Source organism: Leclercia barmai (assembly GCF_049312895.1).
GTDB classification, from domain to species: domain Bacteria; phylum Pseudomonadota; class Gammaproteobacteria; order Enterobacterales; family Enterobacteriaceae; genus Enterobacter; species Enterobacter barmai.
The window spans coordinates 807,330-833,420 of the sequence record NZ_JBMNWZ010000001.1; the positions used below are offsets into that span (position 1 = coordinate 807,330).

Sequence of the window (26,091 nt, forward strand, 5' to 3'; positions counted from 1 at the left end):
GCCTACAAAAAATAACCGTAGGCAGTTACCCGGCTTTTTTTATCCGTGCTTTCTGGCGGGTACCTCGCTGGCACCACGCTTCATCACCCGATCCAGCACCTCTGCTTCCAGCTCCGCCAGTCGCGCGGATCCCACCCGGCGAGGGCGAGGCAGATCCACCGTCAGATCCAGGCCAATCTTGCCCTCTTCAATCAGCAACACCCGGTCAGCCATGGCGACGGCTTCGCTCACGTCATGGGTCACCAGCAGTACCGTAAAGCCATGCTCCTGCCATAACGAGACGATCAGATCCTGCATCTCGATCCGCGTCAGCGCATCCAGCGCCCCCAGCGGCTCATCCAGCAGCAACAGTCCCGGGCGATGGATCAACGCTCTGGCCAGCGCCACGCGCTGTTTCTGTCCGCCGGACAGGGCGGCAGGCCACTCTTCGGCGCGATGGTCCAGCCCGACGGCGGCCAGCGCCTGGCGGGCGGATGCTTTCCAGTTGCCTTTCAGCCCCAGCCCGACGTTATCTATCACCGTTTTCCACGGCAGCAGTCGCGCGTCCTGGAACATCATGCGGGTATCATCCTGGATGTCAGCCAGCGGAGTATTCCCGGCCAGCAGTTCGCCGCCATTCGGCGCCTCCAGCCCGGCCAGCAGGCGCAGCAGGGTGCTTTTCCCACCGCCGCTGCGGCCCACCACCGCCACAAACTGTCCGGCGGGAATATGCAGTTCCAGTTCGTTCAGAATGGTGTTATTGCCGTAGCGTTTGGTCACGCCATTTAACAGCAGCGGCGTACCCTGATTTAAGCGAGCCGTGTTCATGCGTGTGCCTCCTTCTTAACGTAGGCTGGATTCCAGCGCAGCCAGCTTCGTTCCAGCCACTGGGCGCTGACATCTGCAAGTTTACCGAGCAGGGCATAGAGAATAATGGCCACCACAACGACGTCGGTTTGCAGGAATTCGCGTGCGTTCATCGCCAGATAGCCGATGCCGGAGTTGGCGGAGATAGTTTCCGCCACGATCAGCGTCAGCCACATCAGACCCAGGGCAAAGCGCACGCCCACCATAATCGAGGGCAGGGCACCCGGCAGGATGACGTGGATGAACAGGGCGAAGCCGGACAAGCCGTAGCTGCGCGCCATCTCCACCAGCCCGCGATCGATATTACGGATCCCGTGCCAGGTATTGATATAGATCGGGAACAGGGTGCCGAGGGCGACGAGGAAGATCTTCGCCGTCTCATCGATGCCAAACCACAGGATCACCAGCGGGATCAGCGCCAGATGCGGCACGTTACGCAGCATCTGGATTGAGGTGTCCAGCAGACGCTCGCCCCAGCGGGAGAGGCCGCTGACCAGGCCGAGCGTCAGGCCAATCGTCCCGCCGATGGAAAAGCCAATCACCGCGCGCCAGGAGCTGATCGCCAGATGCTGCCACAGCTCTCCGCTTGAACTCAGCGACCAGAAGGCCTCCACAACGCCTTCGGGTGAGGGCAGTATGCGGCTTGAGAGCCAGCCCACGGAGGAGGCCAGCTGCCAGATAAGCACAATACCGACAGGGAGCAGCCAGGGCGCAATGCGCAGCAGCCATTTTTGGGAAGGATTAGCCATAGTGACTCCTTAGCTCTGGGCGACTTTACGCGGGATAAATTCGTTAGCGACCGCTTCGCCCTGCTGCAACAGCCGCTGCGGCTGCGGGATTTCCGGGATGGCGACATCCAGATGCGGGAACAGCAGTTCCCCCACCTTCCAGGCCTCTTCCAGATGCGGATAACCGGAAAGAATAAAGCTGTCGATACCGAGGTCTGCATATTCATTAATACGCGCCGCCACCGTCGGGCCATCGCCCACCAGCGCGGTCCCCGCGCCGCCGCGCACCAGCCCCACGCCCGCCCACAGGTTCGGGCTGATCTCCAGGTTTTCTCGCTTGCCGTTGTGCAGGGAGGCCATCCGGTGCTGCCCGACAGAATCGGTGCGGGCAAAGGCGGCCTGCGCTTTGGCAATGGTCGCATCGTCCAGATGGGAGATCAGACGGTCGGCGGCCTGCCACGCCTCTTCGTTGGTTTCGCGGACAATCACGTGCAGGCGGATCCCGAACCGGACCTTACGACCGTGGGCCGCGGCTTTGGCGCGCACCTGCTCAATCTTCTCTTTTACCAGCGCCGGCGGCTCGCCCCAGGTGAGGTAGAGATCCACCTGTTCGGCAGCCAGGTCCTGGGCAACGTCGGACGAACCACCAAAATAGAGCGGTGGACGCGGCTGCTGAACCGGCGGGAAGAAGAGTTGAGCATCACGGACATGAATATGCTTGCCCTCGAAGGTCACGTTCTCCCCCTCCAGCAGACGACGCCAGACGTGGGTGAACTCAGAAGAGGCTTCATACCGCTCGGTGTGATCCAGGAAGACGCCGTCGCCCGCCAGCTCCTGCGGATCGCTGCCGGTGACCAGGTTAAACAGAGCGCGTCCGTTCGACAGACGATCCAGCGTCGCGGCCTGACGTGCGGCCACCGTCGGGGAGGTCACGCTTGGACGCAGGGCCACCAGAAACTTCAGGCGCTGGGTCACCGGGATCATCGACGCCGCCACCAGCCACGCATCCTCGCAGGAGCGCCCGGTGGGGATCAGCACCCCGGTAAAGCCAATCCGATCTGCGGCCTGGGCGATCTGCTGAAGATAAGCATGATCCACCGGGCGGGCGCCCTCTTCGGTGCCAAGATAGTGACCATCACCGTGGGTAGGTAAAAACCAGAACAGATTCAGACTCATGACTTATCTCCTTTAGAGGAAGTGGGGTGCCAGATGCGGTCGCGAATATCGATTTTTTTCGGTACCAGGCGGTTCTCGTAAAACAGGTCGGCGGTTTGCTGCTGTAACACGGCGGTTTTGGCATCCACCGGTTTGATGACGGTTGGCGGGCGATGGTCAAGGTAGGAGGCAATGACCGGCTCCGGAAGACCCATCGTTTTTGCCAGCAGTGCGATACTGGCCTGACGCTGACTCTGGGTAAGGGCGTCTGCCTCGCTGAAGGTATTCAGTACGCCCTGAACAAATGCGCCGTTTTTCTCCGCATAAGGACGCGCGGCAAGGTAGAAGGAGCCGGTCTGTTTCAGGGTTTCACCGTCCTTCAGCACCTTCACGCCACCCTGCAGCAGGGCGGCAGAGTAGTAGGGATCCCAGATAGCCCAGGCGTCGACATTATTTTGCTGGAAGGCGGCGCGGGCATCCGCCGGGGAAAGATAAACCGGCTGAATATCTTTAAAGGTCAGTCCCGCCTGCTGCAGGGCACGCAATAAAAGATTGTGCGAGCTGGAACCCTTCTGGAAAGCCACCTTGTGGCCTTTAAGATCCGCCACGGTTTTAATCGGGCTGTTTTCAGGCACCAGGATCACTTCGGCTTTGGGCTTTGGCGGCTCAACGCCAACGTAGACCAGATCCGCCCCGGCGGCCTGAGCGAAGATCGGCGGGATGTCACCGGTACTGCCCAGATCGATACTGCCCACGTTCAGCGCCTCGAGCATCTGCGGGCCTGCCGGGAACTCCACCCAGGAGAATCTGGTGTCCGGGTAGCGTTTTTCCAGCAGCTGATGGCTTTTCGCCAGCACCATGCTGACGCTGCCTTTCTGGTAACCAATACGCAGGCTTTCAGGGGCGGGCTCTGCGGCGTGCGCCAGGCCAGAGAGGGCCACCAGGCCTGCCAGGCTAAGGCGGGCAAGAGATTTAAACATGGGCGACTCCTTTCTGAAGGCCAAAGGCAGGAACCTCGACGTCGCGGCGATGCAGCGCCTGCCAGAAGGTCTCCAGCGCGCTGTCGAGGCGGGTTTGCAGGTTCGGGGTAAAGTGCGGCTTGTGCTGGTAGTCGATCACCTGAGAATCGTCGGCAAACACGCCGTGGAGGATCTCCTGGGCTTTCAGGGCGTTGAGCACCGGCTTCAGGGCGTAATCCACCGCCAGCAGATGGGCTACGGTGCCGCCTGTCGCCAGCGGCAGCACGATTTTGCCCTCCAGCGCGCGCTCCGGGAGCAGGTCCAGCAGGGTTTTCAGCGCACCGGAAAACGAGGCTTTATACACCGGGGTGGCGACAATCAGCCCATCGGCATCCTTCAGTTGTTCATTGAGGGTCTTCAGCGCCGGGCTGTCGAAGCGGGCATAGAGCAGATCTTCCGGGGCAAAATTATGCAGGTTCCAGTGGAACACCTCCACATCCAGAGAGGTAAGCTGCTCCCGGGCATACTCCAGCAGCGCGCTGGAGCGGGAAGGGAATCGCGGACTGCCGGCCAACGTAATGACGCGCATACATGCTCCTTATAACCAATTGTTTGCTTTTATCTAACATTGATAACATTTGTTGGCAGTGTGGCACCGCTGGCTTATTCCACTAAATGATTTATCCGCAAGTGAAATGCCAGAAAATGAATAAAGGAGGGATGAAAAGTAAACGATTGCGCGGCATGCGGCTTTTTTTGCCTCAGGTCAATTCCCTTTCCCGCTGCGATCGCAGATAATACGCCCCCGGTTTGCACACCGGGAATCCAGGAGAGTTCATGTACTACCCCTTCGTTCGTAAAGCCCTTTTCCAGCTCGATCCTGAGCGCGCTCATGAATTTACATTCCAGCAATTACGCCGTATTACGGGAACCCCGCTCGAAGCGCTGGTGCGCCAGAAAGTGATGGAGAAGCCGGTCACCTGCATGGGGTTAACTTTTAAAAACCCTCTGGGTCTGGCGGCAGGTCTGGATAAAAATGGCGAATGTATTGATGCGCTGGGTGCGATGGGCTTCGGCTCCATTGAAATTGGCACAGTCACGCCGCGTCCGCAGCCGGGTAACGACAAGCCACGCCTGTTCCGCCTGGTCGAGGCCGAAGGGCTGATCAACCGCATGGGGTTCAATAATCTCGGCGTCGATCACCTGGTCGAGAATGTGAAGAAAGCCCATTTCGACGGCGTATTAGGCATTAATATCGGCAAAAATAAAGACACGCCGGTAGAGCAGGGCAAAGATGACTATCTGATCTGTATGGAGAAAGTCTATGCTTACGCCGGGTATATTGCGGTGAATATCTCATCGCCTAACACCCCGGGTCTGCGCACTCTGCAATACGGTGAAGCGCTGGATGACTTATTGGTCGCCATCAAAAATAAGCAAAATGAACTGCAGGCGACGCACCATAAATATGTCCCGGTGGCCGTTAAAATTGCCCCGGATCTGACAGAAGAAGAGCTGATTCAGGTAGCCGACAGTTTAGTTCGCCATAATATTGATGGCGTTATTGCCACCAATACTACGCTCGATCGTTCTCTGGTTCAGGGGATGAAACATTGCGACGAAATGGGTGGGTTGAGCGGACGTCCGGTACAGTTAAAAAGCACCGAAATTATCCGTCGCCTGTCGCAGGAGTTAATGGGTCGCCTGCCGATTATTGGCGTGGGCGGGATTGATTCGGTGATGGCTGCCCGGGAAAAAATGGCCGCTGGCGCTTCGCTTGTTCAGATATATTCAGGCTTTATTTTTAAAGGCCCGCCGCTGATTAAAGAAATCGTTAATCATATCTAATCTTTTATCGCTATTGACAACCAGGGCTTTATTTCCAGCTCTGGTTGTTTTATATTCCCGGACTGTTGCTTTATTAGACATTGTAGTCTTTTATTATTGAAGTTAAAAAGCGAAGCGGCAATAAGGACTTTCTTACTACAGGACGTTTCGGGAACGGGAGAGACAGATGCGAATTAAACCTGACGATAACTGGCGATGGTATTTCTGCGAAGAGCACGATCGTATGATGCTCGATCTGGCTAATGGTATGCTGTTCCGCTCGCGTTTTGCCCGCCGGATGTTAACCCCGGACGCCTTTGCCGATACCGGTTTTTGCGTCGACGATGCCGCGCTCTATTTCTCTTTTGAAGAGAAATGTCGGGATCTGGACCTCTCTAAAGAACAACGCGCCGAACTGGTGCTCAATGCGCTGGTGGCGATCCGCTTCCTTAAACCTCAGATGCCAAAAAGCTGGCACTTTCTTGCTCACGGTGGGCGCTGGACGCCGGTCACCGGTGATGCCGCGTGCGTCAGCCTGAGCGAGAATGCCGAGCAGGTGAATTTGCTGGTAGTGGAGCCAGGCGACAACGCCGCGCTCTGTTTACTGGCGCAGCCGGCGGTAACTATCGCCGGGCGCACCATGCAGCTGGGGGACCCGATTAAAGTGATGAACGACAGGCTGAAACCGCAACCGGTCAGCTTCAGCCTCGAGCAGGCCGTTTAGGCTTCGAGCTGTAACGACGTTTTAGGTACGCAGCTGCAGCACAGAATGGTGCCGTCGCTGCCAATGGCTGATTTCTTCAGTGCACTCACTTCACCTTCTACCAGCGTGATGCGACAGCATCCGCAGATCCCCGCACGACAGGAATAGGGCACGCGAATACCGGCCTGTTCAAGCTGCTCCAGTAATACCTGCTGATTGTTGCCCCGAATGGTCTGCCCTTGCCACTGGATAGTCACCGCCGTTGCGGGCTGGGTTTCCACTTCAGTGGGCTCTTCCTCGGCGCCAGCACCGTAAATACGGCCCGGCCCGGTCGAGAGGATCTCCACCTCATCGCCCACGCGGATCACCCCGCTGGAGCGTGGGATCAGGTTCTGCCCAAAATCGACATCGCCGTTATCCTGCGCGGTGCGGAAGGATTGCAGGGTCTTCAGCGGTTCGCCGGCCGGGTGCTTCTGCCCCTTTTCCGGGCTGACGGTGGTAAAGATGCAGCGGCTGCACGGTTTCACCACATCGAAAATCACGTCGCCGATGCGGATCGTTTTCCAGGTGTCTTCTTCCCACGCGGCCGCGCCGGTCACCACCAGGTTAGGGCGGAACTGCTCCATCTGCACGCTGGCCGGGCAGCGCTGTTGCAGATCGCGCAGCGAGGCCTCGTTGGTCAGCAGGAAGGGGAACCCGTCGGCAAACGACAGCGGCACTGCGGCAAACTTCTCCACGCGGCGCGTCAGCTCAGGCCCCACCCAACGGAGCTGGACCGGGCGCGAAAAGAACTCGCTCAGCCAGCGGTTAATCTCGTCCGGGGCAATGCGGGCGGTAAAGTGGTTGCCCCAGACTTCGGTGGGGGCGTCTGCTGGCGCAAAGTCGCTGAAGCGGACGATACTACTGGAACCATCCGGCGCGGTGAGATGCAGACCGTCATGCACCGGCACCGGCGTGAAGCGAACCATTTGCGGGAACTGGCGTGCGGTAATGAACGTGCCGTCCGGTTCGGTGACCATAAAAATGCGGTCAAAGGCAAAGCCGCTCATGTCTGCGAGGGCATGAGTGAGCCCAATACCGCGCATGGATTTAACCGGATGAATGAAAAGCCTGGATAACGTCGCCACGGCACCGCCCCCTAAAATGAAAATAAGCCCTCAACTTTATGACATAGAGCCCAGATTGGCTATAATGCGCAGCAATTTTCTTAGAGTAAAAGTGACGATATGAATTCTCTGTTTGCCAGTACGGCCCGTGGGCTGGAAGAGCTGTTAAAAACTGAACTGGAAAGCCTGGGTGCACAAGAGTGCCAGGTGGTTCAGGGTGGTGTCCATTTTCAGGGCGACACACGGCTTATTTACCAGAGCCTGATGTGGAGTCGCCTGGCCTCACGCATCATGTTGCCGATGAGAGAGTGCAAGGTTTACAGCGATCTCGATCTTTACCTGGGCGTGCAGACTATCGACTGGACAGAGATTTTTGCGCCGGGTGCCACTTTTGCCGTCCACTTCAGCGGCCTGAATGACGAGATCCGCAACAGCCAGTACGGCGCGCTGAAGGTCAAAGATGCCATCGTCGACTGCTTCACCCGTAAAAATCTGGAGCGTCCGAACGTCGATCGTGAAAACCCGGATCTGCGTATCAACGTTCGCCTGAATAAAGAGATTGCCAGCATTGCGCTGGATCTCTGTGGCGAAGGCCTGCACCAGCGCGGCTACCGCGATCGTGCCGGTATCGCGCCAATCAAAGAGAACCTGGCGGCCGCCATCGTGATGCGTTCCGGCTGGCAGCCGGGCACGCCGCTGCTGGATCCCATGTGTGGTTCCGGCACGCTGCTGATCGAAGCGGCGATGCTGGCGACCGACCGTGCGCCGGGCCTGCATCGTGGCGCGTGGGGTTTCAAAGGCTGGGCACATCACGACGAAGCAGTCTGGCAGGAAGTGAAAGCCGAAGCCCAGACCCGCGCCCGTGCCGGGCTGGCGGTCTATGAATCCCGCTTCTACGGCTCTGACAGCGACGCCCGCGTGATTGAACGCGCGCGCAGCAACGCCCGTCGCGCCGGGATCGGCGATCTGATTGCCTTCGAGGTAAAAGACGTTTCTCAGCTCACTAACCCGCTGCCAAAAGGCCCGTACGGCACGGTGATCAGCAACCCGCCTTACGGCGAACGTCTGGACAGCGAGCCAGCGCTGATTGCCCTGCACAGCCTGCTGGGGCGCACCATGAAGGATCTGTTTGGCGGCTGGAATCTCTCCCTGTTCAGCGCCTCGCCAGAGCTGCTGAGCTGCCTGCAGCTGCGCGCCGAGCGCCAGTTCAAAGCCAAAAACGGCCCGCTGGACTGCGTGCAGAAGAACTACCATCTGGCCGAGAAAGAGGCCGACAGCAAGCCGTCCAGCATCGCGGAAGATTACGCTAACCGTCTGCGTAAGAATCTGAAGAAATTTGAAAAATGGGCGAAGCAGGAAGGCATCGAATGCTATCGCCTGTATGACGCCGATCTGCCGGAGTACAACGTGGCGGTCGACCGTTACGGCGACTGGGTGGTGGTGCAGGAGTATGCTCCGCCAAAAACCATCGATCCGCAGAAAGCCCGTCAGCGTATGCTGGATATTATTGCCGCGACCATCAGCGTGCTGAATATTGCCCCGAACAAGCTGATCCTCAAAACCCGTGAGCGTCAGAAAGGCAAAAACCAGTACGAGAAAATGAACAGCAAGGGCGAGTTTATCGAAGTGGGCGAATACAACGCGCGCCTGTGGGTGAACCTCACCGACTATCTCGATACCGGCCTGTTCCTCGACCACCGCATCGCCCGTCGTATGCTGGGTCAGATGAGCAAAGGCAAGGACTTCCTGAACCTCTTCTCCTATACCGGCAGCGCCAGCGTGCACGCGGGTCTGGGCGGCGCGCGTACCACCACTACCGTGGACATGTCCCGCACCTATCTGGAGTGGGCAGAGCGCAACCTGCGCCTCAACGGCCTGACCGGCCGCGCGCACCGTCTGCTGCAGGCCGATGTGCTGGGCTGGCTGCGTGAATCTGAAGAGCAGTTCGATCTGATCTTTATCGATCCGCCAACCTTCTCCAACTCCAAACGCATGGAAGAGTCTTTTGATGTCCAGCGCGACCATTTAACGCTGATGAAAGACCTGAAACGTATGCTGCGTAAAGGCGGCACCATCATGTTCTCGAACAACAAACGCGGATTCCGCATGGATCACGAAGGGCTGGAAAAACTGGGGCTGAAAGCACAAGAGATCAGTCAAAAAACCCTGTCCCAGGATTTTGCCCGTAACCGTCAGATCCACAACTGCTGGCTGATTACCGCGGCCTGAAAGGAAAAGTAAATGTCATTAATTAGTATGCATGGGGCGTGGCTGTCGTTCAGCGACGCGCCGCTTCTCGATAATGCTGAACTGCATATCGAAGATAACGAACGTGTCTGTCTGGTAGGCCGTAACGGCGCCGGTAAATCGACGCTGATGAAGATCCTGAATCGCGAGCAGGGGCTGGACGACGGGCGCATTATCTATGAACAGGATCTGATTGTGGCGCGTCTGCAACAGGATCCGCCGCGTAACGTTCAGGGCAGCGTCTACGACTTTGTTGCCGAAGGCATCGAAGAGCAGGCCGAGTATCTGAAGAGCTATCACGAGATCTCGCATCTGGTCATGACCGACCCGAGCACCAAAAACCTCAATGAGATGGCGCGCCTGCAGGAGCTGCTGGATCACCACGGCCTGTGGCAGCTGGAAAACCGCATCAACGAAGTGCTGGCGCAATTAGGTCTGGAAGCGGACATGCCGCTGGGCTCGCTCTCCGGCGGCTGGCTGCGTAAGGCCGCGCTGGGCCGGGCGCTGGTCAGCGGGCCGAAAGTGCTGCTGCTCGATGAACCGACGAACCACCTGGATATCGAAACCATCGACTGGCTGGAAGGGTTCCTGAAAACCTTCAACGGCACCATCATCTTTATCTCGCACGACCGTTCGTTTATTCGCAACATGGCGACCCGCATTGTCGATCTCGATCGCGGCAAGCTGGTGACCTATCCCGGCGACTACGACACCTACCTGCTGGAGAAAGAGGAAAACCTGCGCGTTGAGGAGCTGCAAAATGCCGAGTTCGACCGCAAACTCGCCCAGGAAGAGGTGTGGATCCGTCAGGGTATTAAAGCACGTCGTACCCGTAACGAAGGTCGCGTTCGCGCCCTGAAAGCGATGCGCCGCGAGCGCAGTGAACGCCGCGAAGTGATGGGCAGCGCGAAGATGCAGGTCGAAGAGGCGAGCCGCTCAGGCAAAATCGTCTTCGAGATGGAACACGTCAACTACCAGGTTGATGGCAAAGTGCTGGTGAAGGACTTCTCCGCCCAGGTGCAGCGCGGGGACAAAATCGCCCTTATCGGCCCGAACGGCTGCGGTAAAACCACGCTGCTGAAGCTGATGCTGGATCAACTTAAGGCCGACAGCGGCCGCATCCACTGCGGAACCAAGCTGGAAGTCGCCTACTTCGACCAGCACCGCGCAGAGCTGGACCCGGACAGAACGGTGATGGACAACCTTGCCGAAGGTAAGCAGGAAGTGATGGTGAACGGTAAGCCGCGCCACGTGCTGGGCTATCTGCAGGACTTCCTGTTCCATCCGAAACGGGCAATGACGCCGGTGCGCGCCCTCTCCGGCGGGGAGCGTAACCGCCTGTTACTGGCGCGTTTGTTCCTGAAACCCAGCAACCTGCTGATCCTTGACGAACCGACCAACGATCTTGATGTCGAAACGCTGGAACTTCTGGAAGAACTGATTGATAGTTATCAGGGAACCGTGATGTTGGTGAGCCACGATCGTCAGTTCGTGGATAACACCGTCACCGAGTGCTGGATCTTTGAAGGCCAGGGCCGCATTGGTCAGTATGTGGGCGGCTACCATGATGCCCGCGGACAGCAGGCGCAATCGCAGGCGACAAAACAGTCAAAAGCGAAGGTTGAAGCGGAAGTTGCTGTTACAAAAGCAGAAAACATCAAACGCGGCAGTAATAAATTAAGCTATAACCTTCAGCGCGAACTGGAAGGCCTGCCGCTGCGTCTGGAAGAGCTCGAAGCCAGTCTGGAAAGTTTGCAGGCTCAGGTGGCCGACGCGTCATTCTTTAGCCAGCCGCATGACTATACTCAAAAAGTCCTGGCCGATATGGCCCAGGTTGAGCAGGCGCTGGAAGAAGCATTTGAACGCTGGGAATATCTTGAGGCTCTGAAAAACGGCGCATAAGTTAACCATGGAGCCAGTATGTGTGAACATCACCATGCCGATCGGCATATTTTATGCTCACAGTGCGACATGCTCGTGGCGCTTCCCGCGCTCGAGCATGGGCACAAAGCGGCATGCCCGCGCTGCGGGACAACGCTGACAACTGAGTGGGACGCGCCGCGGCAGCGTCCCACCGCGTATGCTTTTGCTGCGCTGTTCATGCTGTTACTCTCCAACCTCTTTCCTTTCATTTATATGAAAGTGGGGGGCATCACCAGCGAAGTGCATTTGCTGGAGATACCCGGCGTGATGTTCTCAGAAGATTACGCCAGCCTCGGCACGTTCTTTATGCTCTTCGTTCAGATCGTCCCGGCATTTTGCCTGGTGGTGATCCTGCTGCTCGTCAACCGCGTCGTGATGCCTATGGCGCTGAAAATCAGGCTGGCGCGGATCCTCTTCCAGTTAAAAAGCTGGGGAATGGCGGAGATCTTCCTCGCCGGTATTCTGGTGAGCTTCGTTAAGCTAATGGCCTACGGTGATGTCGGAGTGGGCCTCAGCTTTATCCCCTGGTGCCTGTATTGCATCCTCCAGTTACGCGCTTTTCAGTGCGTTGATCGCCGCTGGGCGTGGGACGACATCGCCCCTGCGCCCGTACTGCATCAGACGCTGAAAGCCGGGGTACCGGGTATTAATCAGAATCTGCGCCTGTGTCCGTGCTGCACGGCTATCCTCCCGGCCAACCAGGAGATCTGCCCGCGCTGCGAAACCAAAGGGCACGTGCGGCGTAAAAACAGCCTGCAGTGGACGATGGCGCTGCTTATCACGTCGATGATTCTCTATCTTCCCGCCAACATTCTGCCGATTATGATCACCGATCTACTGGGCGACAAAATGCCGTCGACCATCATGGCCGGGGTGGTGTTGCTGTGGGGGGAAGGCTCCTATCCGGTGGCGCTGGTGATCTTTATCGCCAGCATCATGGTACCGACGCTCAAAATGATTGCCATTGCCTGGCTCTGCTGGGATGCCAAAGGGCACGGCAAGCGCGACAGCGAGCGCATGCATCTGATTTATGAGGTTGTGGAGTTTGTCGGACGCTGGTCAATGATTGACGTGTTTGTGATTGCCGTACTCTCTGCGCTGGTGCGTATGGGAGGATTAATGAGCATCTATCCCGCCATCGGAGCGGTGATGTTTGCATTGGTCGTTATTATGACCATGTTTGCGGCCATGACCTTCGATCCGCGGTTATCGTGGGATCGTGAGTCAGAGCCGAGCCATGAGGATGAATAAAAGCATGGAAAATAAGAGTGGAGAGGCGAAAGTGCAGAAGGTCAGAAACTGGTCGCCGGTGTGGATTTTTCCCATCGTGACGGCGCTGATCGGTGCATGGATCCTGTTTTATCATTACAGCCATCAGGGCCCGGAAGTGACGCTCATCACCACCAACGCCGAGGGCATTGAGGGCGGTAAAACCACCATCAAAAGCCGCAGCGTGGATGTGGGCGTTGTCGAAAGCGCCACCCTGACCGACGATCTGACGCATGTAGAAATTAAAGCCCGCCTCAATGCTGGCATGGAAAAGCTGCTCCATGGCGACTCGGTATTCTGGGTGGTGAAACCGCAGGTGGGCCGTGAAGGCATTAGTGGTCTGGGAACCCTGCTATCCGGGGCCTACATCGAACTTCAACCGGGGAAAAAGGGCTCGCAGCCGGAGAATTATCAGCTGCTGGACTCTCCGCCGCTGGCGCCGCCGGATGCGAAGGGCATCCGTATAACCCTCGACAGTAAAAAAGCGGGCCAGCTCAGCCCGGGCGATCCGGTGCTGTTCCGCGGTTATCGTGTGGGATCGGTGGAAACCAGCACCTTCGACGCCCAGAAGCGCACCATCAGCTATCAGCTGTTTATTAGTGCGCCAAACGATCGCCTGGTCACCGGCAATGTACGCTTCTGGAAGGATAGCGGCATCGCCGTTGACTTAACCTCCGCAGGCATGCGCGTCGAGATGGGTTCCCTCTCCACGCTGTTCGGCGGCGGAGTGAGCTTTGACGTGCCGGAAGGCATGGATCAGGGCCAGCCGGTGGCGCAACAGACCGCGTTCAGGCTCTATGACGATCAGAAGAGCATTCAGGATTCGCTCTATACCGACCATATCGACTACCTGATGTTCTTCAAGGATTCGGTCCGCGGCCTGCAGCCGGGCGCGCCGGTTGAATTCCGTGGTATCCGTCTCGGAACCGTCGGTAAGGTGCCGTTCTTCGCGCCGGGCCTGCGTCAGGTGCTCGATGACGATTACCGTATTCCTGTGCTGATCCGCATCGAGCCAGAGCGCCTGATTAATCAGGTTGGTGATACGCCTGATATCGCTGAGCATATCGACGGGTTGATGAAGCGTGGCCTGCGCGGCTCGCTCAAAACCGGTAACCTGGTGACCGGAGCGCTGTACGTGGATATGGACTTCTTCCCGAAAGAGCCACCGGTTAAAGAGATCCGCGAGTTTGGCGGCTATAAAATCATCCCGACCGTGAGCAGTGGCCTGGCGCAGATCCAGCAGCGTCTGATGGAGACGCTGGATAAGATCAACAGCCTGCCGCTCAATCCGATGATTCAGCAGGCAACCAATACGCTTAGCGAAAGCCAGGCGACGATGCGCCGTCTGCAGGCCACGCTGGATAACCTGAACAAGCTGACCGCCAGCCAGTCGATGCAGCAACTGCCGCAGGACATGCAGAAAACCCTGCGTGAGTTGAACCGCAGTATGCAGGGCTTCCAGCCGGGCTCCGCCGCGTACAACAAGATGGTGGCGGATATGCAGCGCCTCGATCAGGTTCTGCGCGAACTCCAGCCGGTGCTGAAAACGCTGAATACGAAGAGCAATGCGCTGGTATTCGAAGCAAAAGACAAAAAGGACCCTGAGCCGAAGGGGGCTAAATAATGAAAAAATGGCTAATTATCACCGCAGTGGCGCTCCTGTCCGCCTGTAGCTCTTCCGAGAACAAGAGCTACTACCAGCTGCCGGTGGCAGCGCAGGCGGGCGGGCAGAGTATCGCCAGCCAGGGGAATCGCCTGCTGTGGGTAGAGCAGGTGGCCGTGCCTGACTACCTTGCCGGCAATGGCGTGGTCTATCAAACCAGCGATGTGCAGTATGTCATCGCCAACAACAACCTGTGGGCCAGCCCGCTGGATCAGCAGCTGCGTAATACGCTGGTCGCCAATCTGGGCAGCCAGCTGCCGGGGTGGGTGGTGGCATCGCAGCCGTTGGGCAGCGACCAGGATACGCTCAACGTCAACGTGACCAATTTCCACGGGCGTTACGATGGCAGAGTTATCATCAGCGGGGAGTGGCTGTTGAACCATCAGGGTCAGCTGATCAAGCGGCCTTTCCATCTGGAACTGGTACAGCAGAAAGATGGTTATGATGAGATGGTGAAAGTCCTGGCACAGGGCTGGGCGCAGGAATCCGCCAGTATTGCCAGGGAGATCTCCCGTCAGCCATAAGTAAAATTCATCGCACCGGGCCGCATTTAGCGTCATGCTAATTGCGGCTTTTTTTTCGTTTGAAGCTCAGGCGGTTACTTGTGCCGCATCACAGTTTTTGTACAAATGAACTTTTGTATAGGTCACATTTATGACACTGGCGTGAATTTTGCGCATTGACGCTAAGCGGGATTCGCGGTATTCGTTAGTCGTGATTGCATGTTTTGTAATCACTGTTTTCTTTTCCACCAGATCAAATAATGAGGGAAACGAGGCATGAAGAGACAGAAACGAGATCGCCTTGAAAGGGCTCATCAACGTGGTTATCAGGCTGGCATCGCCGGACGTTCTAAAGAAATGTGTCCCTATCAGACCATCAATCAAAGGTCGCAATGGTTAGGGGGCTGGCGAGAAGCCATCGGAGACAGGGCAGTACTTGCTTGATAGCGTCTCTTTAAGAAAAGAAACCTCCGCAGTGCGGAGGTTTCGCTGTTTTATGCTTTGAGAAAAGTAAAAATCAGAATGCGGAGGTATCCTGGAACAGACCCACTTTCAGGTCAGTTGCGGAGTAGATCAGACGACCATCAACCAGCACTTCGCCATCCGCCAGGCCCATGATCAGGCGACGGTTAACAATGCGTTTGAAGTGAATACGGTAGGTGACTTTCTTCGCGGTCGGCAGAACCTGACCGGTGAATTTCACTTCGCCCACGCCCAGGGCGCGGCCTTTGCCTTCGCCGCCCAGCCAGCCGAGGTAGAAACCAACCAGCTGCCACATCGCGTCCAGACCCAGACAGCCTGGCATTACCGGATCGCCAATAAAGTGGCAACCGAAGAACCACAGGTCCGGGTTGATATCGAGCTCTGCTTCTACGTAACCCTTATCGAAGTTGCCGCCGGTTTCCGTCATCTTCACGACACGGTCCATCATCAGCATGTTCGGGGCCGGTAACTGTGGGCCTTTAGCGCCAAACAGTTCACCGCGACCAGAGGCAAGAAGATCTTCTTTTGTATAGGATTCGCGTTTATCTACCATGTTCTCAGTAAGCCTTATTTTAGTGAAGGACGCAGGATAGCTAACACGTGTACGCTGAACAAGTCCGATCAGTTTGGCGTGAACCAGTTCAACCAGCGTAACGGCCAGGGATAACGATGACGTGCTTCCTGCTGCGTTGCCTGCGCAATGCGTTCCTGGATGGTTTGCATCAGTGATGTCTGCCCTTCGGCACCCCACACCAGGTTTGTCAGTAAGGGTAGCGCATCAGCAATATCTTCGATGGCCCAGAGGCTGAATTGTTCCTCTTCGACCGCTTTCAGCAGCTCCTGACTCAGGCTGAGGTGGCGCACGTTCGCCAGTGGAATGATCACGCCCTGTTTACCGCTCAGCCCACGCTGCTGGCAAATATTAAAGAAGCCTTCGATCTTCTCATTCAGCCCGCCGACCGGCTGCGCGCGGCCAAACTGGTCTACAGAGCCGGTAATAGCAATGCTTTGATTCACCGGCACATCGGCCAGGGCGCTGATAAGTGCGCACAGTTCAGCCATTGACGCACTGTCGCCATCCACTTCGCTGTAGGACTGCTCAAAGGTCAGCGAGGCGGTAAACGGGAGCTGCTGCTCAAGCTGTAGCTCCGACATCAGGAAAGCCTGCATGATCATCATGCCCTTGGCATGAATGTTCCCGCCCAGCTCTGCTTTACGTTCGACATCGATAAATTCACCGTCACCAATGTGCACCACGCAACTGATACGCGACGGCTCGCCAAAGGCGCGCGGATGGCCAGGGAATTCAATCACCGAAAGGGCGTTAATCTGTCCCACGCATTCGCCTTCGGTTTCGACCAGGATCTGCTCGAGCAGGATCTCATCCTGCATACGATCGGCGAGATAGCCTTCGCGCCACTCGCGCTGCACCAGCATTTGGGAGAGCTGCTCGCCGTTCACCGTATCGTCTTCGGTCATGGCAGCGGCTTCACGCAGCTGCTTGCCAAGCCAGAGAGGGCAAAGCGGCAGTGTCTCCTGATCGCCGGTATAGCGGACCGCTTCGCGAATCAGCACCGGCCATGCATCCGCAGCAGGCGTTGGCAGCTGCGCGCGTTGGCAGACGGCGTAAACCCACTGCAGCCACTGCTGCATGTCTTCGGCATCCGCAATTTGGGTGCTCTCTTCAAATTCGCTGTAGACCACCTGATCAGCCAGCTCGGGCTCCATCTCCTGGAAATCAGCCAGCGCTTCGCGATCGCCTGTCAGGACGACTTTCAGGGAGAGCGGCATCGACGGCACGGCGACCGGAAGAGGGCGCGACTCATCCCAGCCAACCCAGTCAAAGCGCTGCTGGCTAACGATATTTTTCAGGCGCATCCACAGCAGGGGCTGTGCAAGCAGCGAACGCAGGGAGATGATCAGCACGCCGCCGTTGGCCTGATGAACCAGACCAGGATGCAGGGTCAACTCACCGTTAAACTGGCGCAAGCAGCCGAACAACTGCTCTGCTTCTGTCCAGCCCGCCTGGATGACGTTGCCGGTGACAGCAAAACGGCCATCGGGTACGGTAGCGGGTGCAAAGGTAACGGTGTGCCCTTTAATGCTGTATTCACCACCAAAGACCGTTCCGGCTTCTGGCTGCAACTGCCGTACGGCATCCGCCAGAAGACTCAGATACTCCGCTTCGTCTGGCGCTTTCAACAACATGAATGGTGAGGTTGTCCATGGGCTTAACATCTGCTCCAGCGCGTAATGCAAACGGGGCTGAGTGTCGCTGAGGATGTATTCGTGTTCTTTCGCGAGATCTGGCTGTGCAAACAGTTCCTGATAGCTATCTGTATCCGGAACAAGGTCACGCCATGCAAGTTTCGTAATGGTCAAAGTTGATGTTTTTTAGTCAGATGTAAAACGATGGAGTATACCGTAAGGCGCAGGCTCTGCACATGAGGGAATGGGAGTTTCCGGGCATGAATGCGTTACCGCGCGTCACAGGATATGATTTCTTTTCAGCAGATTGCCAAAAAACTGATATTCTGAACACAGTTACACGGTCACACTGAGATCGCAATGAAATACCAACAACTGGAAAATCTCGAAAGCGGCTGGAAATGGAAGTATCTGGTCAAAAAACACCGTGAAGGGGAGTTGATCACGTGCTACCTCGAAGCCAGTGCTGCAAAAGAAGCTGTAGATTTATTGCTGACCCTCGAAAATGAACCCATTCTGGTCAATAGCTGGATTGAAAAGCATATCAATCCTGCATTACTGAACCGAATGAAGCAGACTATCCGTGCGCGGCGTAAGCGGCATTTCAACGCTGAGCACCAGCATACCCGTAAGAAGTCGATCGATCTGGAGTTTATGGTCTGGCAGCGTCTGGCTGGCCTTGCCCAGCGACGCGGGAAAACCCTGTCAGAAACCATCGTGCAGCTGATTGAAGATGCGGAACATAAAGAGAAGTACGCCAGTCAGATGTCGACCCTGAAAACCGATCTCCAGGCGCTGCTGGCCGGAAAGAAGTAGCGTTCTCCTTTTCTTCAGGCAATAAAAAACCCCGCAACATGGCGGGGTTTTTTGTCAGACGATAACTTATGCCGCTGGCTGAGTTACAACGTCTTTGATGCCTTTAACTTCGATCTCTACGCGACGATCTGGAGCCAGGCAGTCGATCAGTGCAGCGCGAGGTTTCACGTTGTCACAGGTAGAACCGGTAACTGGGTTAGATTCGCCCATACCACGTGGGGAGATCTTGTTAGCCGGGATACCTTTAGAGATCAGGTAATCAACAACGGACTGAGCACGTTTCTCAGACAGACCCTGGTTGTAAGCGTCAGAACCGATACGGTCGGTGAAGCCCAGAACCACTACGGAACCGTCTTTCGGATCCAGGTTGCTCAGCTGGGTGTACAGCTGATCCAGTGCCTGCTGGCCTTCTGGTTTCAGAGTTGCTTTGTTGAAGTTGAACAGAACGTCAGACTTCAGAGTGAAGTGCTTGGTCTGTACTTCTGGAGCTGGTGCTGGAGCTGGAGCAACAACTGGTGCTGGCTCAGCCTGACCGAAGCGGTAAGAAACACCTACGCTCAGCATGCCGTTGTCTGGACGAACACCAACGGTGTTGCCGTCGCCGATGTTGTTAACCCACTGGTATTCCAGACGGGTAGCGATGTCACGGGTCATAGCCCACTCAACGCCACCAGCGAATACTGGGGATACGCCAGTGTCGTGGTCGTCGCCAGCGATGCTGTTGCTGGAGTCTGCACGCCATACCATGCCGCCCAGACGGGTGTAGATGTCTACAGCGTCATTTACTGGGTAGCCCAGTTTAGCAGTCAGCTGAACGCCTTGAGCTTTGAATGCGCCGTTAACGTTGTCGCCTTTGTAAGGCATACGGCCCAGCCAGTCGTAACCCATTTCGAAACCAACGTACGGGTTAACCTGATAACCACCGAACGCGCCTGCGCCCAGCTGGCTTTCGTGAGTTGGGCCGTCGTTGTTCAGAGCGTCGTTATACCAGCCGGTGTCGTGGAACTGAGACCAGCCCAGTTTACCACCTGCGTACCAGGTATTATCTTTTGGAGCGGCCTGCGCTACGGTAGCGAAACCTGCCAGTGCCACTGCAATCGCGATAGCTGTCTTTTTCATTTTTTGCGCCTCGTTATCATCCAAAAATCGCCATGAGAATCTCAATGAGAGTCACGGTTAAATCCTTCACCGGGGGGCGGGGACAAAGAGTAAAACTTACCGATATCTTCGGTTTAGGCCGAGCACCCCTGGCGATGTAAAGTCTACAACGTACCTGAAAACTTACAAGTGTGAACTCCGTCAGGCATATGAAAAAAAAAGTTTTGTATACACAATATTTAACATTTATTGCGCAATTTGAGGCGTGCTAAAATGGAGGAAGCCGCGGCAGACAAGACTTTTCGCGGCTTTTACACAGGGAACCAACGGCGTACAGAGACGGCAAAAAAAATTCCAGGAAAACTCTTATTTTTACTCAATGATACAAATTCGAGTGAATTTTTAGCCCAGAAAGGTGTCCGTTGCTCAAAGTGTTCATTCGAATGGGACGCATAATGAAGCCGAGTGCATTCCCTTCTTCGGCAGCTTCAGCCAGACGGTGTTGTTCCGATTCCGTCAACTCATGCGTAAACCAGCCAATCACTACGCTGTAATTTCCGGTACGCAGCGCCCTCGCCATTGAGTCTACAGTATGGCATGGATCCATCTGACTAATCTGCATCACTTTCGTTAGCGGCAAGCCTACGGATTGCACCCATTCCCGACTTAATTTCTGCTGTGGCGTGAGCCACAACTGCCAGCGCGACTGCTGACCAAGCTGTTGCAACAGTGGCAGCAATAACAGCTGTGTCATCATGGGCTGGTCTTCACGGTAGAGCACTTCACTAATCAGCCCGATGGACATTTGCGCCGCGGAGTTCATCGCGCTTTTGCCAGCGGAAGTAGAGAAAGTTGTTGAACGGTTTGCATAGCCTGAAGAGTACATAATCAATCCAGCCCTGTAGTTACTGTATGGATATACAGTAACCCCTGTGCGACTAAAGATCAACCTCATTTTCGGAAAGCTCCTCGCAAATTTGGTTTGTAATTCAGGCGTATTGAAAATTCACCTTGCCGTTCGATCGTAAGTTACCTATTTTCTGGCTAACGGATCCGTTAATACTCGACTCAACCATTACGCCATGATTTAAAAGGGAAATATCATGAAAAAATTATCTTATGAACGGATCTATCAATCTGCAAAATATCTTTCACCCCTCGGCGAAGTTCATTATCGCGCCCTGTTTGGCGGATACACCCTGGCGGTTGATGACACGGTTTTTGCCATGGTGTCGGAGGGGGAGTTGTATCTGCGTGCCTGCGAAGAGAGCGCGTCTTACTGTGTAAAGCATGCCTCTTCTTTTCTGTCGCTGGTGAAGCGGGGGCGGCCCGTTTTGTTGAATTATTATCGCGTCGATGAAGGGCTCTGGCAGGATCAGGAGAAATTGCTGCAACTCTCCTCGTTTGCCCTGGAAGCTGCGCGGCGGGAACGCTGTGAACGCTACAAACGCGAGCGCCTGAAAGATTTACCCAATCTCACCTTTCAACTCGAAATCCTGCTGTTTGAGGCGGGTATCACCACCGAAGAGGCATTACGCACGCTGGGGGCTGAACAGTGCTGGCTCAAGATCAGGGCGCTCAACAAGCACCTGAGTTACAAGGTGCTGTTTGCGCTGGAGGGGGCAATCACCGGATTACACGTCGCAGCGCTCCCGGAGATAAGACGCCGGGAGCTGGTGGAGTGGTACAAAAGACTGCCGGCAGAGAGCAGTGCTCACTCCGGCAGTTGATTAACGTGCTGCTGTAATCGACAAATTTCTGGCAGCAACGCGATAAGCAGACCGATTTGCTGCAGAACCAGAGGCGCTTTGCTCTCGGCTCCCGGCTCGATATGTGAAATGCGTTGCGCCAGTTCGGTTAAGGCCTGCTGAACACGAGGCTCATCCGCGGGGCGTTGATGTAGCGCATCATCAACGTAGCAGACAGCATCGTCCAGTAATCCGAGGATTGCGGGGCTGGTGAGCCGCTCTCGGTGTGCGCCCAGTGCGGCGATATAGCTGGTAAACGTATGGTTCAGGCACAGCAGACGGAACGCGACTTCCCGGGTTTCCGCTGTTGCCCTCGGTTCCGTAGACATATTCGACACCACAGACGCCAGCTCCGCGTCGCGGTTATAGGCGTCACGTCGTGCGATACGATACGCCAGGCGGTTATCACGCCCCTGATGATACTGCTCCAGGATAGCATCAAGATAACGGCAGTTGGCGTTCATGGCCTGATCCAGCACGCGGGGCAGATTACGGAACCGCCAGTCCGGCCAGATAAAGCTTACCGCAGCCCAGGCGATGGCGCAGCCAATCAGGGTATCAATGACGCGCGGCAGGGCAACTTCAAAGCCTTCCCCGAGCAGGTTGAAACAGAGCAGCACCAGCAGGGTGATAAACATCGTGGCGTGCGCATACTGCACGTTGCGAAAGGCGAAGAACAGCACGCCGGTGATCACAATTAAGATCAGCTGTCCTTCCAGCGAGGGGACAAAGTAAAGGATGGGTAACCCGATGGCGACCCCCACCAGAGTGCCGATAATACGCAGCGCCAGACGATGCCGGGTGGCGTTGTAGTTGGGCTGACAGACAAACAGGCTGGTGAGCAGGATCCAGTAGCCATGGTCCAGGCCGGTTATCTGTATAAAAGCATAGCCAATGCAGAGCACCACGGACATCCTTACCGCATGGCGAAACAGCGCCGATTCCGGGGAAAAGTTGCGGCTCAAACGCAGCCACATATCGCTAAAACCATGCAGGCTGTCGTCCGCAAGCTGATTTTCCACATCATTACCGGGTGTAGCCAGCGCCTGTTCGGATTCGATGGTGGCGAGCTGGGCATCAATGGCGCGCAGGTTATTCAACAAAAAGCCCAGCGCTTTCATCTGCTCGGCAGAGGTACCGCTGGCCTGAACCCTGTCGAGGGCCGCATCGAGATGGGTAAACGCCCGTTCAAATCGCGGATCGTGCTGATAAGGGGTACGCAGCAGGATAGAGCGCGACAGCTGGTGGCAGGCCTGCGACTGCATGGACAACAGACGCTGGAAGCGAAACATTACGTCGCTGTAGCGAAATTTCTCGCGAAGATCGGCGTACTGAATATGCGATGAGCTGGCGCGCTCGTGGATATCCTGCGCCACAAAGTAATAGTGCAGGGTCCGGCGGGTGCCGCGCTGACCGCGATCGCCGCGCAGGCGGGTAAGTAACGAGGCCTTGGTCTGGTTTAAGGTTGTCACCAGTTGCCCGTTCGCCAGCGCCAGATCGTACAGCGGCCCCTGGCCGTCACCTTCGATATCCGGATCGAACAGCCGGGACTTTAACTCAAGGTAATGGGCCAACTGCTCATAGCTGCGGGCCAGATTGTCCTGCAGCGGGCGAATGGGAAATATGAGATGCCCGGCCAGCGTCAGCAGGTTATACCAGACCGCGCCCAGCAACAGCAGCAACGGCTGTTGATACCACTGGTCGTACAGCGATACCCCCAGCATGGTGTAGATGGCAATAAGCAATGCGCCGAAAGCGATGGTGGCGTAGCGCTGGCCTAGCCCACCGAGCAGAATAAACACGCTGGTGGAGAGCATCAGCCCAATCGCAAAAAGCCAAGGCCATGGGAAGAGCAGCTCCACCGACGCCGAGGCGATAAAAAAGCAGATCAGGGTGATGACCAGATTGCGCAGCCGACCGGTAAGGCGGTCATCCAGATCGGCCAGCGCGCCGGCAACCACCCCCAGCGTCAGGGGGATGGTCAGCTTCACGTCGCCCAACCACCAGGGCAGGGCGGTACTGCCACACAGGGCAATAAAGATCCTGACATTGTAGAGCCAGGCGCTGTTCAGGGTGTAGCGGCGAAGCAGTGGGCTTAGCATGTGCGCGCGGGGTCCTTGTTACGGAAAACGACGGCGGGCATTAGCTTCCCGCGCGGCGCGGGCCACTTCCACCGGGACAACCCGGCGTCCGACAGGCCACAGGGCGATGGCGGCAATTTTGAAATTGGCGATCCCGACGGGGATGCCGATAAGCGTCAGGCACTGGGCGATCCCCGCCGCAATGTGCATCAGACACAGCCACCAGCCGAAAAAGATCAGCCACAGAATATTGAGCAGCGTTCCGCCGGTGTTCATCAGCGCGCTTTTATTGCCAGGCTCCAGTTCGTCTACGTGAACCGCTTCGTTGCCGTATGGGACCAGCGAGAGTTTGGTAATTTCCCAGCAGGAGCGGGTTAGCGGAAGGGTGAATATCAGGACCACGCTGACCAGCGTCGCCAGCAGCCAGGAGAGAGTGGTGGCAAAACCACCCAACACAAAATTCAAAATATTCAGAATGGTACGCATAAAACCTCAATTCTTTCCGTAATGTTGAAGCCCTGATGATTGTAACGTTTTTTTGCGCTGGAGCACCTGAAAACTGGCAGTTAAACTGTTATGCAATTATTCACGTCGTGGATCAGGCTGGACATGGAACTGAAAGCAACATCGTTAGGCAAACGCCTGGCACAACATCCGTACGACAAAGTCGTTCTGCTCAATGCCGGGGTTAAAGTCTCGGGTGAACGTCACGAATATCTCATCCCCTTCAATCAGCTGTTAGCAATTCACTGTAAGCGCGGCCTGGTCTGGGGCGAGCTGGAGTTTGTGCTGACAGACGAAAAAGTGGTGCGGCTGCATGGCACCGAGTGGGCGGAAACCCAGCGTTTTCACCGCCATCTGAACACGCTCTGGCAGCAATGGAGTGCTGAAATGAGTGAGGTTGCGGCACAGGTGCTGCAAAACGCGCTGAATGACATTGCCGCCACGAATGAGCAAAACAGCTGGCTGACGCGGGAAAAAACGCTCGGCCTTCAGCAAAAAATCCGCCAGGCGTTGCAGGCCTTGCCGTTATCCGTCTCGCGGCTCGACGAGTTTGATAACTGCCGTGAAGCCTGGCGTCAGTGTCAGGCCTGGCTACAGGACATTGACCAGAGCCGGCTGGCGCACAATCAGGCGTGGACTGACACCATGCTCAGCCAGTATGCCGATTTTTTTGCCAGTATTGAGTCATCCCCATTGAACCCGGCCCAGGCCCGGGCGGTGGTCAATGGCGAACAGTCGCTGCTGGTGCTGGCGGGGGCCGGTAGCGGAAAAACCTCGGTGCTGGTGGCGCGGGCAGGCTGGCTGCTGGCCCGCAATGAAGCCGCTCCCGAGCAAATATTGCTCCTGGCGTTTGGGCGTAAGGCGGCTCAGGAGATGGATGAGCGAATCGAGGCGCGACTGCATACCCGCGACATCACCGCGAGGACCTTCCACTCCCTGGCCCTGCATATCATCCAGCAGGGCAGCAAAAAGGTGCCGGTGGTCAGCGAGCTTGAAAATGACACCGTGGCGCGGCAGAAGATTTTCATCGACGCCTGGCAGCAGCAGTGCAGCGAGAAAAAAGCCCAGGCCAAAGGCTGGCGACAGTGGCTCGAAGAGGAGCTTGACTGGAGCGTGCCGGAGGGCAGTTTCTGGCAAAACGAAAAGCTGGCGCGCCGACTGGCACCCCGGCTCGATCGCTGGGTGAGCCTGATGCGTATGCACGGTGGCGCGCAGGCCGAGATGATTGCCGGCGCGCCGGAAGAGGTGCGGGCCCTGTTCTCAAAGCGGGTCAAGTTAATGGCTCCGCTGCTTAAGGCGTGGAAAGCCGCCCTCAAGGCGGAGAACGCCGTCGACTTTTCCGGGTTGATCCATCAGGCGATCGTTATTCTGGAGAAAGGTCGCTTTATCAGCCCGTGGAAACACATTCTGGTGGATGAGTTTCAGGATATCTCTCCTCAACGCGCGGCGTTGCTGGCGGCGCTGCGGGCGCAAAACAAGTACACCACTTTGTTTGCCGTGGGGGATGACTGGCAGGCGATCTACCGTTTCAGTGGTGCGCAACTGTCGCTGACGACGGCGTTTCATCATTACTTTGGCGAAGGGGATCGCTGCGATCTGGACACCACCTACCGTTTCAATAACCGGATCGGTGAGATCGCCAACCGGTTTATCCAGCAGAACCCGCATCAGCTGGCAAAACCGCTGAACAGTCTGTCGGCTGGCGACAAGAAAGCGGTTACGCTGCTGGCAGAGGATCAGCTCGATGCCCTGCTGGATAAGCTGAGCGGTTACGCCCGGGCGGATGAGCGTATTCTGGTGCTGGCGCGTTATCACCACCTGAAGCCCGCCAGCCTGGAGAAAGCCGCGACCCGCTGGCCGAAACTTCAGCTGGATTTTATGACCATTCACGCCAGCAAGGGCCAGCAGGCGGACTATGTCATTGTGGTGGGATTGCAGGAAGGGAGCGATGGTTTCCCGGCACCTGCCCGGGAATCGGTCATGGAGCAGGCCCTGCTGCCAGTGGTGGAAGATTTTCCCGACGCCGAGGAGCGGCGATTACTCTACGTGGCTATCACCCGTGCTCGTCACCGGGTCTGGTTGCTGTTCAACAAAGAGCAGCCATCACGCTTTGTCGATATCCTCAAAGAAATTGATGTTCCGGTGGCACGCAAACCCTAGCGTTGTTTTGCCCGGTGGCGCTTCGCTTACCGGGCCTACGGGGCGTGCGGTCTGTTGCCCGGTG

Annotated in this window: 23 protein-coding genes; 11 read left to right on the forward strand and 12 right to left on the reverse strand. The window is 56.6% G+C overall.

From position 1 onward, the window contains the following. Positions 1-39: 39 nt before the first annotated feature. From ssuB to ssuE, 5 genes are read right to left on the reverse strand one after another with little or no spacing between them, the layout of a single operon-like run. On the reverse strand, positions 40-807 hold the full coding sequence (ssuB, locus tag ACOYA6_RS03680) for an aliphatic sulfonates ABC transporter ATP-binding protein (protein ID WP_039029458.1): 768 nt from the start codon (positions 805-807) through the stop codon (positions 40-42). After that, entirely contained in the window at positions 804-1,595 is a 792-nt protein-coding gene (gene ssuC / locus ACOYA6_RS03685) for an aliphatic sulfonate ABC transporter permease SsuC (protein ID WP_039029457.1), read from the reverse strand. The genes ssuB and ssuC overlap by 4 nt, the downstream gene beginning before the upstream one ends. A 9-nt stretch (positions 1,596-1,604) precedes the next feature. Next, the gene (gene ssuD / locus ACOYA6_RS03690; protein ID WP_139564699.1) at positions 1,605-2,750 is read right to left on the reverse strand and encodes an FMNH2-dependent alkanesulfonate monooxygenase; all 1,146 of its coding nucleotides are present in this window, start codon (positions 2,748-2,750) and stop codon (positions 1,605-1,607) included. After that, positions 2,747-3,709, reverse strand: a complete 963-nt coding sequence (locus ACOYA6_RS03695; RefSeq protein WP_039029455.1) for a sulfonate ABC transporter substrate-binding protein — start codon at positions 3,707-3,709, stop codon at positions 2,747-2,749. The genes ssuD and ACOYA6_RS03695 overlap by 4 nt, the downstream gene beginning before the upstream one ends. Beyond that, the gene (gene ssuE, locus ACOYA6_RS03700) at positions 3,702-4,277 is read right to left on the reverse strand and encodes an NADPH-dependent FMN reductase (protein ID WP_039029454.1); all 576 of its coding nucleotides are present in this window, start codon (positions 4,275-4,277) and stop codon (positions 3,702-3,704) included. The genes ACOYA6_RS03695 and ssuE overlap by 8 nt, the downstream gene beginning before the upstream one ends. Before the next feature lie 248 nt (positions 4,278-4,525). Between ssuE and pyrD the strand changes: the two genes are divergently transcribed. Together pyrD and zapC are read left to right on the forward strand one after the other, a co-directional pair. Beyond that, positions 4,526-5,536 carry a quinone-dependent dihydroorotate dehydrogenase gene (pyrD, locus tag ACOYA6_RS03705; protein ID WP_039029453.1) on the forward strand — a complete coding sequence of 337 codons (1,011 nt, stop codon included), beginning with the start codon at positions 4,526-4,528 and terminating at the stop codon, positions 5,534-5,536. 166 nt (positions 5,537-5,702) lie between these two features. Beyond that, entirely contained in the window at positions 5,703-6,239 is a 537-nt protein-coding gene (zapC, locus tag ACOYA6_RS03710) for a cell division protein ZapC (RefSeq protein WP_039029452.1), read from the forward strand. Here zapC and ACOYA6_RS03715 read toward each other — a convergent pair. Next, complete coding sequence (locus ACOYA6_RS03715; protein WP_039029451.1) at positions 6,236-7,345, reverse strand: YcbX family protein; 1,110 nt, start codon at positions 7,343-7,345, stop codon at positions 6,236-6,238. The two genes, zapC and ACOYA6_RS03715, sit on opposite strands and share 4 nt — an antisense overlap. 99 nt (positions 7,346-7,444) lie before the next feature. On the opposite strand from ACOYA6_RS03715, the gene rlmKL reads away from it, so the two are divergent. The 6 genes from rlmKL to rmf all read left to right on the forward strand — a co-directional run bounded on the left by rlmKL (position 7,445) and on the right by rmf (position 15,373). Continuing rightward, the gene (gene rlmKL, locus ACOYA6_RS03720; protein WP_223075094.1) at positions 7,445-9,553 is read left to right on the forward strand and encodes a bifunctional 23S rRNA (guanine(2069)-N(7))-methyltransferase RlmK/23S rRNA (guanine(2445)-N(2))-methyltransferase RlmL; all 2,109 of its coding nucleotides are present in this window, start codon (positions 7,445-7,447) and stop codon (positions 9,551-9,553) included. Between the two features lie 12 nt (positions 9,554-9,565). Beyond that, positions 9,566-11,473, forward strand: coding sequence for an ABC transporter ATP-binding protein (locus ACOYA6_RS03725; RefSeq protein WP_422654065.1), 1,908 nt, complete (start codon positions 9,566-9,568; stop codon positions 11,471-11,473). 18 nt (positions 11,474-11,491) lie between these two features. Beyond that, positions 11,492-12,745, forward strand: a complete 1,254-nt coding sequence (pqiA, locus tag ACOYA6_RS03730; RefSeq protein WP_039029448.1) for a membrane integrity-associated transporter subunit PqiA — start codon at positions 11,492-11,494, stop codon at positions 12,743-12,745. Between the two features lie 4 nt (positions 12,746-12,749). Beyond that, entirely contained in the window at positions 12,750-14,387 is a 1,638-nt protein-coding gene (gene pqiB / locus ACOYA6_RS03735) for an intermembrane transport protein PqiB (RefSeq protein WP_138369422.1), read from the forward strand. Continuing rightward, positions 14,387-14,950: a membrane integrity-associated transporter subunit PqiC gene (gene pqiC / locus ACOYA6_RS03740; protein WP_039029446.1), complete on the forward strand. Its 564-nt coding sequence runs from the start codon at positions 14,387-14,389 to the stop codon at positions 14,948-14,950. Before pqiB ends, pqiC begins: the two co-directional genes overlap by 1 nt. Before the next feature lie 255 nt (positions 14,951-15,205). Beyond that, a complete protein-coding gene (gene rmf / locus ACOYA6_RS03745; RefSeq protein ID WP_032617397.1) occupies positions 15,206-15,373 on the forward strand; it encodes a ribosome modulation factor in 168 nt (55 codons plus the stop codon). 73 nt (positions 15,374-15,446) lie between these two features. Here the strand turns inward: rmf and fabA are convergent, their stop codons facing one another. After that, the gene (gene fabA, locus ACOYA6_RS03750; protein ID WP_039029445.1) at positions 15,447-15,965 is read right to left on the reverse strand and encodes a bifunctional 3-hydroxydecanoyl-ACP dehydratase/trans-2-decenoyl-ACP isomerase; all 519 of its coding nucleotides are present in this window, start codon (positions 15,963-15,965) and stop codon (positions 15,447-15,449) included. A 68-nt stretch (positions 15,966-16,033) separates the two neighbouring features. Then, entirely contained in the window at positions 16,034-17,794 is a 1,761-nt protein-coding gene (locus tag ACOYA6_RS03755) for an AAA family ATPase (protein WP_422654066.1), read from the reverse strand. Positions 17,795-17,980: 186 nt separating this feature from the next. On the opposite strand from ACOYA6_RS03755, the gene matP reads away from it, so the two are divergent. After that, positions 17,981-18,436 carry a macrodomain Ter protein MatP gene (matP, locus tag ACOYA6_RS03760; RefSeq protein ID WP_039029443.1) on the forward strand — a complete coding sequence of 152 codons (456 nt, stop codon included), beginning with the start codon at positions 17,981-17,983 and terminating at the stop codon, positions 18,434-18,436. Positions 18,437-18,502: 66 nt separating this feature from the next. Here the strand turns inward: matP and ompA are convergent, their stop codons facing one another. Both ompA and sulA read right to left on the reverse strand, forming a co-directional pair. Next, positions 18,503-19,555, reverse strand: coding sequence for a porin OmpA (ompA, locus tag ACOYA6_RS03765; RefSeq protein WP_138369420.1), 1,053 nt, complete (start codon positions 19,553-19,555; stop codon positions 18,503-18,505). Between the two features lie 355 nt (positions 19,556-19,910). After that, complete coding sequence (gene sulA, locus ACOYA6_RS03770) at positions 19,911-20,420, reverse strand: SOS-induced cell division inhibitor SulA (RefSeq protein ID WP_422654067.1); 510 nt, start codon at positions 20,418-20,420, stop codon at positions 19,911-19,913. A 217-nt stretch (positions 20,421-20,637) separates the two neighbouring features. On the opposite strand from sulA, the gene ACOYA6_RS03775 reads away from it, so the two are divergent. After that, on the forward strand, positions 20,638-21,264 hold the full coding sequence (locus tag ACOYA6_RS03775; protein ID WP_039029440.1) for a TfoX/Sxy family DNA transformation protein: 627 nt from the start codon (positions 20,638-20,640) through the stop codon (positions 21,262-21,264). On the opposite strand, the gene yccS is transcribed toward ACOYA6_RS03775, so the two are convergent. Both yccS and ACOYA6_RS03785 read right to left on the reverse strand, forming a co-directional pair. Continuing rightward, positions 21,249-23,384: a YccS family putative transporter gene (gene yccS / locus ACOYA6_RS03780; protein WP_422654068.1), complete on the reverse strand. Its 2,136-nt coding sequence runs from the start codon at positions 23,382-23,384 to the stop codon at positions 21,249-21,251. The two genes, ACOYA6_RS03775 and yccS, sit on opposite strands and share 16 nt — an antisense overlap. An 18-nt stretch (positions 23,385-23,402) precedes the next feature. Beyond that, positions 23,403-23,849, reverse strand: coding sequence for a YccF domain-containing protein (locus tag ACOYA6_RS03785; RefSeq protein WP_039029438.1), 447 nt, complete (start codon positions 23,847-23,849; stop codon positions 23,403-23,405). A 123-nt stretch (positions 23,850-23,972) separates the two neighbouring features. Between ACOYA6_RS03785 and helD the strand changes: the two genes are divergently transcribed. Then, entirely contained in the window at positions 23,973-26,027 is a 2,055-nt protein-coding gene (helD, locus tag ACOYA6_RS03790; protein ID WP_422654069.1) for a DNA helicase IV, read from the forward strand. Positions 26,028-26,091 lie beyond the last annotated feature (64 nt).